Origin of the sequence: Streptomyces sp. NBC_00078 (genome assembly GCF_026343335.1) — a bacterium.
In the GTDB taxonomy this organism is placed as follows: Bacteria; Actinomycetota; Actinomycetes; order Streptomycetales; family Streptomycetaceae; genus Streptomyces.
On record NZ_JAPELX010000001.1, the window covers coordinates 1,581,775 to 1,595,541 of the forward strand.

The 13,767-nt window shown below is 69.7% G+C and carries 12 protein-coding genes; 3 read left to right on the forward strand and 9 right to left on the reverse strand.

Annotated elements, in window-relative coordinates; translation table 11 throughout:
- Positions 1–65 precede the first annotated feature (65 nt).
- The 7 genes from OOK07_RS07310 to pgsA form a co-directional block, all read right to left on the reverse strand.
- The gene (locus OOK07_RS07310) at positions 66–818 is read right to left on the reverse strand and encodes a YebC/PmpR family DNA-binding transcriptional regulator (RefSeq protein WP_266510731.1); all 753 of its coding nucleotides are present in this window, start codon (positions 816–818) and stop codon (positions 66–68) included.
- Positions 819–867: 49 nt separating this feature from the next.
- Positions 868–1,473, reverse strand: a complete 606-nt coding sequence (gene pdxT, locus OOK07_RS07315; protein WP_266795601.1) for a pyridoxal 5'-phosphate synthase glutaminase subunit PdxT — start codon at positions 1,471–1,473, stop codon at positions 868–870.
- Between the two features lie 20 nt (positions 1,474–1,493).
- Positions 1,494–2,405, reverse strand: a complete 912-nt coding sequence (pdxS, locus tag OOK07_RS07320; RefSeq protein WP_266678040.1) for a pyridoxal 5'-phosphate synthase lyase subunit PdxS — start codon at positions 2,403–2,405, stop codon at positions 1,494–1,496.
- Between the two features lie 117 nt (positions 2,406–2,522).
- A complete protein-coding gene (locus tag OOK07_RS07325) occupies positions 2,523–3,074 on the reverse strand; it encodes a LemA family protein (RefSeq protein ID WP_266795602.1) in 552 nt (183 codons plus the stop codon).
- A gap of 136 nt (positions 3,075–3,210) precedes the next feature.
- Positions 3,211–4,380 carry a glycosyltransferase family 4 protein gene (locus OOK07_RS07330; protein ID WP_266795604.1) on the reverse strand — a complete coding sequence of 390 codons (1,170 nt, stop codon included), beginning with the start codon at positions 4,378–4,380 and terminating at the stop codon, positions 3,211–3,213.
- Complete coding sequence (locus OOK07_RS07335; protein WP_266795605.1) at positions 4,377–5,303, reverse strand: phosphatidylinositol mannoside acyltransferase; 927 nt, start codon at positions 5,301–5,303, stop codon at positions 4,377–4,379. Before OOK07_RS07335 ends, OOK07_RS07330 begins: the two co-directional genes overlap by 4 nt.
- The gene (gene pgsA, locus OOK07_RS07340) at positions 5,300–5,974 is read right to left on the reverse strand and encodes a phosphatidylinositol phosphate synthase (protein ID WP_266678048.1); all 675 of its coding nucleotides are present in this window, start codon (positions 5,972–5,974) and stop codon (positions 5,300–5,302) included. The genes OOK07_RS07335 and pgsA overlap by 4 nt, the downstream gene beginning before the upstream one ends.
- Before the next feature lie 283 nt (positions 5,975–6,257).
- On the opposite strand from pgsA, the gene OOK07_RS07345 reads away from it, so the two are divergent.
- Both OOK07_RS07345 and OOK07_RS07350 read left to right on the forward strand, forming a co-directional pair.
- The gene (locus OOK07_RS07345) at positions 6,258–8,456 is read left to right on the forward strand and encodes an elongation factor G-like protein EF-G2 (protein WP_266795606.1); all 2,199 of its coding nucleotides are present in this window, start codon (positions 6,258–6,260) and stop codon (positions 8,454–8,456) included.
- 185 nt (positions 8,457–8,641) lie between these two features.
- Positions 8,642–10,303, forward strand: a complete 1,662-nt coding sequence (locus OOK07_RS07350; RefSeq protein ID WP_266795607.1) for an AbeC-like domain-containing protein — start codon at positions 8,642–8,644, stop codon at positions 10,301–10,303.
- A gap of 61 nt (positions 10,304–10,364) precedes the next feature.
- On the opposite strand, the gene OOK07_RS07355 is transcribed toward OOK07_RS07350, so the two are convergent.
- Positions 10,365–10,913, reverse strand: coding sequence for an HIT family protein (locus tag OOK07_RS07355; protein WP_266678054.1), 549 nt, complete (start codon positions 10,911–10,913; stop codon positions 10,365–10,367).
- Positions 10,914–10,992: 79 nt separating this feature from the next.
- Between OOK07_RS07355 and OOK07_RS07360 the strand changes: the two genes are divergently transcribed.
- On the forward strand, positions 10,993–11,649 hold the full coding sequence (locus OOK07_RS07360) for a potassium channel family protein (RefSeq protein ID WP_266678056.1): 657 nt from the start codon (positions 10,993–10,995) through the stop codon (positions 11,647–11,649).
- 76 nt (positions 11,650–11,725) lie between these two features.
- On the opposite strand, the gene thrS is transcribed toward OOK07_RS07360, so the two are convergent.
- Complete coding sequence (gene thrS / locus OOK07_RS07365) at positions 11,726–13,702, reverse strand: threonine--tRNA ligase (RefSeq protein ID WP_266795609.1); 1,977 nt, start codon at positions 13,700–13,702, stop codon at positions 11,726–11,728.
- Between the last annotated feature and the right edge of the window lie 65 nt (positions 13,703–13,767).

Sequence of the window (13,767 nt, forward strand, 5' to 3'; positions counted from 1 at the left end):
CAACAGCGGCGGGCCGGTGGGACGTGTCCCACCGGCCCGCCGAAACCGCCGCGTTCGAGGCCGTGTTACGCGTCGACCTTCTCCATGACCTCGTCGCTGACATCGAAGTTGGCGAAGACGTTCTGCACGTCGTCGCTGTCCTCGAGCGCGTCGATCAGCTTGAAGATCTTCCTGGCGCCCTCCTCGTCCAGTTCGACCTGCATGGTCGGGACGAAGTTGGCCTCGGCGGAGTCGTAGTCGATCCCGGAGTCCTGGAGGGCGGTGCGGACGGCGACCATGTCGGTGGCCTCGCTGAGCACCTCGAAGGACTCGCCGAGGTCGTTGACCTCCTCGGCGCCGGCGTCCAGGACGGCCCCGAGGACGTCGTCCTCGCTCAGCTCGCCCTTGGGGACGATGACGACGCCCTTGCGGTTGAAGAGGTACGACACCGAGCCGGGGTCGGCCATGTTGCCGCCGTTGCGGGTCATGGCGACGCGCACGTCCGAGGCGGCGCGGTTGCGGTTGTCGGTGAGGCACTCGATGAGCACCGCGACGCCGTTCGGTCCGTAGCCCTCGTACATGATCGTCTCGTAGTCGGCGCCGCCGGCCTCAAGGCCGCCGCCGCGCTTGACCGCGGAGTCGATGTTCTTGTTCGGGACCGACGACTTCTTCGCCTTCTGGATGGCGTCGTAGAGAGTGGGGTTGCCCTCGATGTCGACGCCGCCCATCCGGGCAGCCACCTCGATATTCTTGATCAGCTTCGCGAAGAGCTTGCCGCGCTTGGCGTCGATCACGGCCTTCTTGTGCTTCGTCGTAGCCCATTTAGAGTGGCCGGACATCTGCCTGTCTCCTTCGCGTAACCCATCTCTGCAACCAACGCCTGAGATCCTACAAGGACTCCGGCGTCCGGTTCGCGCGCACGATGTCGACAAAGAGGGAGTGCACGCGGTGGTCGCCTGTCAGTTCCGGGTGGAAGGACGTGGCGAGGGCGTTGCCCTGACGGACCGCGACGATGTGGCCCTCGTGCTCGGCGAGTACCTCGGTCTCGGCGCCGACGGACTCGACCCAGGGGGCGCGGATGAAGACGCCCTCCACGGGATCGCCCGCGACGCCCCGGACGTCGACCGCCGCTTCGAAGGACTCGTTCTGGCGGCCGAAGGCGTTGCGGCGCACGATCATGTCGATGCCGCCGATGGTCTCCTGGCCCGAGCGCGGGTCGAGGATCTTGTCGGCGAGCATGATCATGCCCGCGCAGGTGCCGTAGACGGGCATGCCGTCACGCACGCGCGCGCGGAGTGGCTCCATGACGCCGAAGAGGACGGCCAGCTTGGAGATGGTGGTGGACTCACCGCCGGGGATGACGAGGCCGTCCACCTCGGCGAGTTCGTCGGGGCGCCGCACCGGCCTGGCCACGGCGTCGGCCGCGGCCAGGGCGACGAGGTGCTCCCGGACGTCGCCCTGGAGGGCCAGGACGCCTATGACAGGAGTGCTCATGGGATGGCTACCAGTGGTCCTTACCAGCCGCGGTTGGCGTAGCGCTCGGTCTCGGGGAGGGTGTCGCAGTTGATGCCGACCATGGCCTCGCCGAGGTTGCGGGACGCGTCCGCGATGATCTTGGGGTCGTCGTAGAAGGTGGTCGCCTTCACGATGGCGGCGGCACGCTTGGCCGGGTCCCCGGACTTGAAGATGCCGGAGCCGACGAAGACGCCCTCGGCGCCGAGCTGGCGCATGAGCGCGGCGTCGGCGGGAGTGGCGACGCCACCGGCGGAGAACAGGACCACCGGGAGCTTGCCGAGCTCGGAGACTTCCTTGACCAGCTCGTACGGGGCACGCAGGTCCTTGGCGGCGGCGTACAGCTCGTTGTTGTCGTAGCCGCGCAGACGGGCGATCTCGTTCTTGATCTGGCGCAGGTGACGGACGGCCTCGACGACGTTGCCGGTGCCGGCCTCGCCCTTGGAGCGGATCATGGCCGCGCCCTCGGCGATGCGGCGCAGGGCCTCGCCGAGGTTGGTGGCACCACAGACGAAGGGGGTGGTGAAAGCGAACTTGTCGGAGTGGTTGACCTCGTCGGCCGGGGTGAGGACCTCGGACTCGTCGATGTAGTCGACGCCGAGGGACTGCAGGACCTGGGCCTCGACGAAGTGGCCGATGCGGGACTTGGCCATGACCGGGATCGAGACGGCATCGATGATGCCCTCGATCATGTCCGGGTCGGACATACGGGCCACGCCGCCGTCCTTGCGGATGTCGGCCGGGACCCGCTCCAGGGCCATGACGGCGACGGCGCCCGCGTCCTCGGCGATCTTCGCCTGCTCCGGCGTGACGACGTCCATGATCACGCCACCCTTGAGCTGCTCGGCCATGCCGCGCTTCACGCGCGCGGTGCCGGTCTCGGGGGCCTGGTTTTCGGAGAGCGTGCTGGACACGGGTTGACCTCACTCGGTGAAAGAGGGTTTCTGCAGATACCGAGGAAACGCGAATGGGCCAGTCCACAGCAAGGGCCAATGGGAAGCCGGTGGATCCTTTTCCGGACCGCGGTGGAGTTACGGCTGCTGGGCGATCCTGTCGGCCAGTGCCGCAGGCGGCTCGTCGTCCATCTCGAAGGCCATCGGGAAGGGGGCGTGTCCGGCCAGCCGGAACCAGCGCACCTTGCGGTGTTCGCGCAGCCTGCGGGCCGCGCCCACGGCGTCGTTGTGGAAGCGGCGGGCCATCGGGACCCGCAGTACCGCCTCGGTCAGCTCGTGGGCGGCCTCGTCCCCACCGGGTGCCTCGCGCACCACCTCCACCTGCTGCGGCACCGCGAACACGGCCCGCAATGCCTGGCTCAGCTCGCTCTCGGCGACCTCCCGCTGCTCCTCCTCGGCCTGCCGGGCCGCGTGCGCGGCCTCGTACAGGACGATCGAGGCGGCCGGGTCGAGGACGCCGGAGGTGGCGAGTTCCTGCGCCACGGAGGCCCGGCGCAGCAGCTGCGCGTCGAGAGCGGCACGGGCTGCGTCGATCCGGGCGTGCTGCCGGTCAAGGCGGCCCGCCGTCCAGCTCAGGTAGAGGCCGATCGCGAGCAGGGCGACGAGGATCCAGATGAGGGTTGCGGTCACGGGCGGTCACGTTACCGGGGTACCGAGGGGCAGTTGTGATCAGCCGGGACGGAAGCGGCGGGATTCCGGTCGGCCTGCCGGACCCCGCCGTGGTCACCGCCGGGACCCGGCGTGCTCACCACCGGACCCGCCGTGGTCAGTCCCGCGCCAGCCCCAGCCTCGCCCGCAGCCCCGGCCCGCGGTCGTCGTCCGCCGCCGCGACCGCGGCCGCGCCCGCCGTGACCGTCTCGTAGACCGACAGGATGTCCGCCCCGACGGTCGACCAGTCGAAGCGCCGCACGTGCGCGCTTCCCCGCTCCCGCAGCTCGGCCCGGCGCTCCGGGTCCCCCAGCAGCCGCAGGGCCGCCTCGGCCAGCGCGCCGGAGTTCTCGTTGGCGAAGAGTGCGCCCGCCGCGCCCTGGTCGAGGACCTGGGCGAAGGCGTCCAGGTCGGCGGCGAGGACGGGGGCGCCGGCGGACATGGCCTCGACGAGGATGATGCCGAAGCTCTCGCCGCCGGTGTTGGGGGCGACGTAGAGATCGACACTGCGCAGGAAGCGGGCCTTGTCCCCGTCGCTGATCATGCCCAGGAACTCGACGCGGGAGCGGAGTTCGGCGGGCAGGGTCTCGACCGCCTCCTCCTCGTCGCCCCGGCCCGCGACCAGCAGGCGGGTCTGCGGGCGGGCGGCGAGGATCGCCGGGAGTGCCTTCATCAGGACCGGCAGGCCCTTGCGGGGCTCGTCGATACGGCCGATGAAGCCGATGGTGTCTCCCTGCCACTCGGCCTTGGGCCTGGCCCGGGCGAAGAAGTCGACGTCGACGCCGTTCGGGATGACGACCGCGTCGCCGCCGAGATGTTCGACGAGCGTGCGGCGGGCGTACTCGCTCACCGCGATGCGCGCGCTGATCTTCTCCAGGGCCGCCTGGAGGATCGAGTACGCGGCGATCATCGCCCGCGAGCGGGGGTTCGAGGTGTGAAAGGTGGCGACGATCGGTCCGGACGCCGCCCAGCAGGTCAGCAGACCCAGCGACGGGGAGGTCGGTTCGTGGATGTGGACGACGTCGAACTCGCCGTCGTGCAGCCAGCGGCGCACGCGAGCGGCGCTCAGGAAGCCGAAGTTCAGCCGGGCCACCGAGCCGTTGTACGGCACCGGGACCGCGCGGCCGGCCGAGACGACGTACGGCGGCAGCGGGGTGTCGTCGTCGGCGGGCGCCAGGACGGAGACCTCGTGGCCCAGCCGGATGAAGTACTCCGCGAGGTCACGGATGTGGAACTGGACCCCGCCGGGCACGTCCCAGGAGTACGGGCACACGATGCCGATCCTCACGGCCGCTCCCCGGCCGCACCGTCGGCTGGTCGCGGTTCAAGGTCCTTGAGCCACAAGCGCTGCAGCATGTGCCAGTCCTCCGGATGGTCGGCGATCCCCGTGGCGAAGGCATCGGCCAGCGCCTGTGTCATGACAGACGTCTTTTCGGCCCGGCTGCCTGTCTCGGGCACCTCGACCGGTGGGTGCACGCGCCCCCGCATGACGGGCGAGTCGTCGTACCACAGGGTGACCGGCAGGAGCAGTGCGCCGGTCTGCTGTGCGAGGAGGGCGGGACCGGCCGGCATCCGCGTGGCCTCGCCGAAGAACTGGACCTCCACACCCGAGGACGACAGGTCGCGCTCGGCGACCAGGCAGACCAGGCCGCCGTCACGCAGGCGCCGGGCCAGGGTGCCGAAGGCGGTGCCGCCGCTGTGCGGCAGTACCTCCATGCCCAGGCCCTCGCGGTAGGCGACGAAACGGTCGTACAGCGTCTCCGGCTTCAGGCGTTCGGCGACCGTGGTGAACGGCGTCTCGAGCTTCGTGGTGACCCAGGCGCCCGCGAGGTCCCAGTTGGCCATGTGCGGCAGCGCGAGGACGACGCCCCGGTCGGAGGCGATCCCGTCGGTCAGGTGCTGCAGGCCCTTGGGGTCGAAGCCGTTCCTTATGCGGTCCGCGCTCCACGCCGGGAGCCGGAAGGACTCCATCCAGTAGCGCAGGTAGGAGCGCATGCCCGCGCGCGAGAGCTCGGCCAGGCGCTCGGGGCTCGCGTCCGGCAGCACGCGCGCGTAGTTGCTCTCCAGGCGCTGCACGCCCTTGCCGCGCTGCTTCCAGGCGAGGTCGGCGACGGTACGTCCGAGGCGTACGGCGACCGGCTCGGGAAGCTTCTTGACCGTGCCCCAGCCGAGGCCGTAAAGGGCGTCGGTGAGCTGATCCCGGGCGCTCACTTCGCCGCCTCACTCCCCTGCGAGGCGTTCTCCGGCGGGGCCGCCTCGGCCTCCGCCGACTCGCGACGGACCGTGACGACCCGCTGGATCAGCGTGACGAGGCTGCCCACGGCGACGATCCACAGAGCGACCGGCAGCAGGTACTGGATGCCGGGCACGCCGAACTTGTGCAGACCCGCCAGACCGGCCGCGACCAGGGAGATCACCAGGCGCTCGGCGCGCTCGACGAGACCGTTGACGGCGACCGGCAGGCCGATCGACTCGCCCCGGGCCTTGGTGTACGACACCACCTGGCCGCTGGCCAGGCAGAAGATCGAGACGGCACACAGGGCGATGTCGTCGCCGCCTCCCGCGTACCAGAGGGCGAATCCCCCGAAGACAGCGCCGTCGGCGACCCGGTCGAGCGTGGAGTCCAGGAAGGCTCCCCAGCGGCTGGTGCGGCCCAGCTGGCGCGCCATGTTGCCGTCGACGAGGTCGGAGAACACGAACAGCGTGATCACGACGGTGCCCCAGAAGAACTCGCCCATGGGGTAGAAGACCAGCGCGCCCGCGACCACGCCGGCGGTACCGAGGAGCGTGACCGTGTCGGGGCTGACGCCCCGCCGGATGAGAAACGCGGCGAACGGTGTGAGGACACGCGTGAAGAATGCACGCGCGTACTTGTTCAGCATGGCCTTCCCGACGGTCGGTGTGGCCGCGGCCCCTGCTGGCCACCGGCTGGCCCATCGTAGTCACGCGCGCGCTTGTGCGACGGCCGGGCACCCGGACGCCTGTGCGGAGATCCGGCGGATGGCCCGCAGCCGGCGGCGGGCGGCGCGATCGCGTCCTCTGTATGGACGCACCGTGACGGGAGTGGAAAGCTCGAAGAACCGCGGGCGTCATCGGAGCCGCCACCGCACGCGGCCCGGGATGCCCGCGCCCACAGTGACCTCACCGTGCACGGGAGGCAAGGCCATGGGCGACAAGGCGAACGCACACCCCGGAGCCGCCGGCAGGGCAACAGCGGCCGACCACCCCGCGTCCGTACGGAATGTGGTGCTGGTCGGCCACTCCGGATCGGGAAAGACGACATTGGTGGAAGCTCTCGCGCTGACCGCGGGGGCAGTGAACAGGGCGGGCCGTGTGGAGGACGGCGGCACCGTCTCCGACTACGACGAGATCGAGCACCGGCAGCAACGCTCGGTACAGCTCTCCCTGGTGCCGGTCGAATGGGACGGCATCAAGGTCAATCTCCTCGACACCCCCGGATACGCCGACTTCGTCGGGGAACTCAGGGCCGGTCTGCGAGCCGCGGACGCGGCCCTTTTCGTCGTCTCGGCCTCCGACGGCGTGGACGGCTCGACCCGCATGGTGTGGGAGGAGTGCGCGGCAGTCGGCATGCCGCGGGCGATCGTGATCACACACCTGGAGTCCGCCCGGGCGGACTTCGAGGGGATGACGCGGACCTGCGCGGAGGCCTTCGGCGGGGACGACCCGGACGCGGTGATCCCGCTGTACCTGCCGCTGCACGGCCCGCAGGGGCCCGACGGGCACGCGCCGGTGACCGGGCTGGTCGGGCTGCTGTCACAGAAGCTCTTCGACTACGCGTCCGGGGAGCGCAAGGAGTCCGAACCGGGCGAGGACCAGCTGCCCGAGATGGAGGAGGCCCGCAACCGGCTGATCGAGGGGATCATCTCGGAGAGCGAGGACGAGACCCTCATGGACCGCTATCTGGGCGGCGAGCAGATCGACTTCAAGACGCTCGTGGAGGACCTGGAGCGGGCCGTGGCGCGCGGGGTCTTCTTCCCGGTGCTGGCCGCCGCCCCCGCGGCGGAGGGCGCCCGGCAGGGGCTCGGTACGGTCGAGCTGCTGGAGCTGGTCACCGGCGGCTTCCCGACGCCGTTCGAGCACCCCACGCCGGGGGTCACGACCATCAACGGCAAGCCGCGCGAGATCAAGCCCTGTGACACGGAGGGTCCGTTGGTCGCCGAGGTCGTGAAGACGGCTTCCGACCCCTATGTCGGCCGCGTCTCCATGGTCCGTGTCTTCTCCGGCACGCTGCGCCCCGACGAGACGGTGCACGTCTCCGGACACGGCCTCGCGGACCGCGGGCACGAGGACCACGACGTCGACGAGCGCGTCGGTGCGCTGTCCGTCCCCTTCGGCAAGCAGCAGCGCGTGGTGACGCACGCCATCGCGGGCGATCTGGTGTGCGTGGCGAAGCTCGGCCGCGCGGAGACCGGCGACACCCTTTCGGCCAAGGACGATCCGCTGCTCATGGAGCCGTGGGAGATGCCCGACCCGCTGCTGCCGCTCGCCATCGAGGCGCACAGCAAGGCGGACGAGGACAAGCTCTCGCAGGGCCTGTCCCGGCTGGTCGCAGAGGATCCGACCATGCGGCTCGAACAGAACCCGAACACCCACCAGGTGGTGCTGTGGTGCCTGGGCGAGGCGCACGCGGACGTCGCGCTGGAACGGCTGCGCAACCGCTACGGCGTCCAGGTCGACGTCGTACCGCACAAGGTCTCCCTGCGGGAGACGTTCGCGGCCAAGTCCGGCGGGCGCGGGCGCCATGTGAAGCAGTCCGGCGGGCATGGGCAGTACGCGATCTGCGAGATCGAGGTGGAGCCGCTGCCGGGCGGTTCCGGCATCGAGTTCGTGGACAAGGTCGTCGGCGGCGCGGTGCCGCGGCAGTTCATCCCGTCCGTCGAGAAGGGCGTAAGGGCCCAGGCTGCCAGGGGAGTTGCCGCCGGCTATCCGCTCATCGACGTCCGCGTGACGCTGCTGGACGGCAAGGCGCACTCCGTGGACTCCTCCGACGCGGCGTTCCAGACGGCCGGCGCGCTGGCACTGCGGGAGGCCGCGAACGGCGTGAAGATCCATCTCCTGGAGCCGGTGGCGGAGGTGACCATTCTGGTCGGCGACGAGTACGTGGGCGCCGTCATGAGCGACCTGTCCGGACGGCGCGGCCGGGTGCTCGGCACGGAACAGACCACCGGCAGCCGGACGCTCGTACGGGCCGAGGTGCCCGAGATCGAGATCGGGCGGTACGCGGTCGATCTGCGTTCCCTCTCGCACGGCACCGCGCGCTTCGACCGTGCGTACGCGCGGCACGAGCCGATGCCACCGCAGATCGCGGAAAGGATTCGTGAAGAGGTGCGCGCCGCCTCGTAGTTGGGCGCCGGGCGCTCTCAAGTCGCTTTTGAGGAACGCTCCCCTCCGCGTCGGCGGGCGGCTTCGGCCGTCCGCCGACGAATGTCGGTGCCTGCGGATACGCTGATGACCTGATCAACAGGTGTGCGAAGCAAGGAAGTCGGGAAAGCCGCAGAGGCGACATCCGGCAGCGATCGGGGGCGGGAATGACCGTTGACAGCGGCTACGGGGACATCTTCGGTCCACAGGTGCCGCGCACGGGCGACCAGGCGCAGACAGCCACGTTCGCGCTGGCCTCTGCGGCATATCGGGACAACCCGGTCGTGGACATCAAGAAGGCCGACAACGAGTGGCACCAGACCACCGTGAAGCCCGGCCTGAAGTGGGGGACGATATTCCGGCCCAACCTGGGTGAGGCCTTCTCCCGGGCGGTGGTGGACCGCATGGTGGGCCCCAACCGCAAGCCGCTCATCCAGTCCTTCGGCGCCGAGCCGCAGGTCACCGTCGAGCACTGCCTCGCGGCGAACAACATCCGCAAGGCCCGCGACCAGATGCTGAGCATCGTCATGGTGCTGTGCGGCGTGCTGTTCCTGCCGGGACTGCTGGTGTGGCTGCTGGTCTTCTCGATCCGCACCACGATCGGCAGGCGGGAGGACAAGCGGGCCGGCGCGATGGCGACGACGCTGCTGGTGGCGGTGGGCGCGCTGGCCGTGCTCTTCCTGATCCGGATGCCGTTCACCGGGTTCTGGGCCTGGTATGCGCGGGCCTGTGTCGTCATGCCCGTCATCGGCTGGTTCTGGGCCAAGCAGATCTGCGAGCGTACGGCGAAGGACCTGCGTGGGCGCTGGGACAGCCTGCTGGCCGGCAGCAGCATCGGCGCCAAGGTGCCCGAGGCGGTGCCGACCAGCCCGGGCGAAACCAAGGCGGACCAGCTGCGCCAGGCGCTCGCCAAGCTGAGCGCCGAGCAGCAGTCCAACTCGGTCTTCTACGCCGGTCCCAAGGGCATCCTCGGCATGGGCACGCGCTGGGGCAGCTGGCAGCTCGCCGAGGACCTGGTGTCGGCGGATCCCACGCGGGAGATCCATCCCTTCCGCAGCTGGGACGTCATCCGGGCGATCCACGACCAGCTGCGCATGCTGGAGCGGAACACGCTGAACACCGGCGGATTCCCCACTCCGTCCGTGCGGCACTGGATCGTCACGCCGATCGCGGAGGGCACGAAGGAGGTGTCCCGGCCCGGGGGCACCGACGTGGACGCGTACCAGGTCAAGTCGCACGCCATACAGGACATCTGCAACAAGCAGCAGTTCGGCGCGGGTGACCGGCACTATCTGGGCGTGCAGTGGACGCTGTGGGAAGGGCAGCTGGTCATCACCATGATGATCACGGTGACCGTGCTGCACGAGACGCTGCGGATCGAGGTCACCGGACACGCCCTGGGTCCCGTGAACGGTCTGTTCACCGGCAAGCCCGAGGCCCCGACGAAGGAAGTCCAGAAGTCCTTCAAGCCCTGGGAGACCCGCAAGGTGGCGCTGCCGCTGGTCAACACCGACGAGGTCGTGCGGCTGGCCGTCCGTGCCCCGATCTCCTGGTACCCGCCCCTGCTGAACTGGCTGGGCGGCACGATAACCCTGCCCGAGCCCTTCGGTCTCCGGCACGCCTGGGCCGACCAGCCCTGGCGCCACCGCTTCATGGCCGACGACGCGCTGCGTGCCGCGACGCCGGTGCTCCGGGTGGTGCATGCCGCGGCGATTCGGGTGCTGGCGGAGAACGGCGTGGAGACGGAGAAGTTCGGCACGAGGTCCGCGTTCTTGAGTACGGCCGTGCAGGACCCGACTCCGAAGAAGGCCGACGTCTACGACGCGTAGGTCCGTTGGTTCGTGGGTTCTGGGGGCCGCCTCCCCCGGAACCCGCTTCGGCTGACGGCGCTCAGGCCGTCGGCCAGGCCTCCGCGAGCATCTTCCGGGTGTCCGCCAGCAGCTGCGGCAGCACCCGGGTGTGGCCGACGACCGGCATGAAGTTCGTGTCGCCTCCCCAGCGCGGGACGATGTGCTGGTGGAGGTGGGCGGCGATACCCGCGCCGGCCACCGACCCCTGGTTCATGCCGATGTTGAAGCCCTGGGCGCCGGACGCGGTGCGCAGGGCCGTCATCGCCTGCTTGGTCAGGGCGGCGAGCTCGGCCGTCTCGGCGTCCGTGAGGTCCGTGTAGTCGGCGACGTGACGGTAGGGCACGACCATGAGGTGGCCGCCGTTGTACGGGTAGAGGTTGAGCACGGCGTACACCTGCTCGCCGCGCCGCACGACCAGCCCGTCCTCGTCGGACTTGGCCGGAATGGAGCAGAAGGGGCAGCCGTCGTCGGCACCCGGGCCGGTCGGCTTGTTCTCGCCCTGGATGTAGGCCATCCGGTGGGGCGTCCACAGACGCTGGAACGCGTCCTGGGTCCCCACTCCCCACTGCTGCTCCGGCTCACTCGTCATGCAGTGCAGCATATTGCGTCGCCCGTTCGCGGCGTGTCGGCGGGGTTGCGGGAAAAGCCCGCCGGGCGAAGCTGGGGCAGTGGACGATGACCGTCGAGTGGCCCGCTGGCAGCGGCGCACGGAACTCCCGCTGGCGTTGGCGTCCCTGGCCTTCCTCGCCTCGTACGCGGTCTGGGTCCTGACCCCCGGCCTGCACGACGTGTGGGAGGACCTGTGTATCGCGGTGCTGCTGGCCTCCTGGGCGCTGTTCGCCGTCGACTACGCGGTGTCCTGGAGGCTGAGCGGGCGGCGGCTGGGTTTCGTGCGGACGCACTGGCTGGACACAGTGGTGCTCATGCTGCCGTTGCTGCGGCCCCTGCGGGTCGTCAAGGTGTACGAAGCCGTGCAGCGGCGGCACGGCAAGCCACGGCTCGCGCTGCACGCACGGGTGATCGTGTACTCCGGGCTGGCGACGGTACTGCTCGGCTTCGCCGGCGCCCTCGCCGTCTACCAGCAGGAACGCGGGGCGCAGGGGGCGTCGATGCGGACGTTCGGGGACGCGATCTGGTGGACCTGCGAAACCCTCACCACGGTCGGCTACGGCGACATCACCCCGGTGACGCCGACAGGACGGCTGATCGCGGTCGGGATCATGGCCATCGGCCTGGCGCTGCTCGGCGCGGTGACCGGAACCTTCGCCTCCTGGCTGCTGCAGGTGTTCTCCCGGGAGGACGACGAAAGGCCCCCGGGAAGCTGATCTCCCGAGGGCCTTCGTACAGGACGCCTCCGTACAGGACGCGTTCGTTCAGGACGCCTCCGTACAGCGCGACGGATCAGACCTGCGTCCGGTCCTCCACGACCTTCGCGATCTTGGCGATGGCCTCGTCGAACGGGATGCCGTTCTCCTGTGAGCCGTCGCGGTAGCGGAAGGAGACCGAACCGCCCGCCATGTCCTCGTCGCCCGCGATGACCATGAAGGGCACCTTCTGCTTCTGGGCGTTGCGGATCTTCTTCTGCATACGGTCGGAGGAGGAGTCGACCTCGACCCGCAGTCCCTGCTTCTTCGCGGCCGCGCCGAACTTCTCCAGGTACTCGACGTGCCCGTCGCCGATCGGGATGCCGACCGCCTGGACCGGGGCCAGCCACGCCGGGAAGGCGCCCGCGTAGTGCTCCAGGAGCACCGCGAAGAACCGCTCGATGGAGCCGAACAGCGCGCGGTGGATCATGACCGGGCGCTGCTTGGAGCCGTCCGGGCCCGTGTACTCCAGGTCGAAGCGCTCCGGCAGGTTGAAGTCGAGCTGGATCGTCGACATCTGCCAGGTGCGGCCGATGGCGTCCTTCGTCTGGACGGAGATCTTCGGGCCGTAGAAGGCGGCGCCGCCCGGGTCGGGAACGAGGGGCAGGCCCTGCTTCTCGGCGACCTGGCGGAGGGTCTCGGTGGCTTCTTCCCAGACCTCGTCCGAGCCGACGAACTTCTCCGGGTCCTTGGTGGAGAGCTCCAGGTAGAAGTCGGTCAGACCGTAGTCGCGCAGCAGGCCGAGGACGAAGGTGAGCGTCTTGTCGAGCTCGTCCGACATCTGCTCACGGGTGCAGTAGATGTGTGCGTCGTCCTGGGTGAAGCCACGGGCGCGGGTCAGACCGTGCACGACGCCCGACTTCTCGTACCGGTACACGGTCCCGAACTCGAAGAGGCGCAGCGGCAGTTCACGGTAGGAGCGGCCGCGGGCGTCGAAGATCAGGTTGTGCATCGGGCAGTTCATGGGCTTGAGGTAGTAGTCCACGCCCTCGTCGAGCTGCATGGGCGGGTACATGCCGTCGGCGTACCAGTCCAGGTGCCCGGACGTCTCGAAGAGCTTCCCCTTCGTCGCGTGCGGGGTGTAGACGAACTCGTAGCCCTCCTGCTCGTGGCGGCGGCGCGAGTAGTCCTCCATCACGCGGCGGACGATGCCGCCCTTGGGGTGGAAGACGGCGAGGCCGGAGCCGATCTGCTCGGGGATCGAGAACAGGTCCAGCTCGGAGCCCAGCTTGCGGTGGTCGCGCTTCTCGGCCTCGGCGAGGAAGTCGAGGTGCGCCTTCAGCTCGTCCTTGGAGGGCCAGGCGGTTCCGTAGATGCGCTGGAGCATCGGGTTCTTCTCGCTGCCGCGCCAGTAGGCGGCCGCGTTGCGCATCAGCTTGAACGCCGGGATGTTCCGGGTGGAGGGCAGGTGGGGACCGCGGCAGAGGTCCTTCCAGCACAGGTCACCGGTCTTGGCGTCCAGGTTGTCGTAGATCGTCAGCTCACCGGCGCCGACCTCGACGTCCGCGCCGTCGTCGGAGGAGGCCGAGCCCTTGATGCCGATCAGCTCCAGCTTGTACGGCTCCGACGCCAGCTCCTCGCGGGCGGCCTCGTCGGTGACCACACGGCGGGAGAACTTCTGCCCCCGCTTCTGGATCTCCTGCATCTTCTTCTCGATGGCCTTGAGATCCTCGGGCGTGAACGGCTTCTCGACGTCGAAGTCGTAGTAGAAACCGTCCTTGACCGGCGGGCCGATGCCCAGCTTGGCCTCGGGGAACAGCTCCTGCACGGCCTGCGCCATCACGTGCGCGGTGGAGTGGCGCAGGATGTTCAGGCCGTCCTCGGAGGTGATCTCCACCGGCTCCACGACCTCGCCCTCGGCCGGCACGTAGGCCAGGTCCTTGAGGTCGCCGCTCACGCGCGCGGCGACGATCGAGCGCTCGCCGGCGAAGAGCTCGGCGGCCGTAGTCCCCGTCGTCACCACGCGCTCTTCCCGCTCGGAATCGCGTTGGATGATCACACGGACGTCTGACACCGGTCTCTCCTGACTGAAGGTGGCTGCGGCGCCATACCAGGAGCGCGCGCAATAGGGGATCGTAC

Coding starts and splice junctions, on each gene's coding strand:
- OOK07_RS07355 (WP_266678054.1), bottom strand. CDS start 10,913: ATGACGAGTGAGCCGGAGCAGCAGTGGGGAGTGGGGACCCAGGACGCG.
- OOK07_RS07350 (WP_266795607.1), top strand. CDS start 8,642: ATGACCGTTGACAGCGGCTACGGGGACATCTTCGGTCCACAGGTGCCG.
- pdxT (WP_266795601.1), bottom strand. CDS start 1,473: ATGAGCACTCCTGTCATAGGCGTCCTGGCCCTCCAGGGCGACGTCCGG.
- OOK07_RS07345 (WP_266795606.1), top strand. CDS start 6,258: ATGGGCGACAAGGCGAACGCACACCCCGGAGCCGCCGGCAGGGCAACA.
- pgsA (WP_266678048.1), bottom strand. CDS start 5,974: ATGCTGAACAAGTACGCGCGTGCATTCTTCACGCGTGTCCTCACACCG.
- OOK07_RS07310 (WP_266510731.1), bottom strand. CDS start 818: ATGTCCGGCCACTCTAAATGGGCTACGACGAAGCACAAGAAGGCCGTG.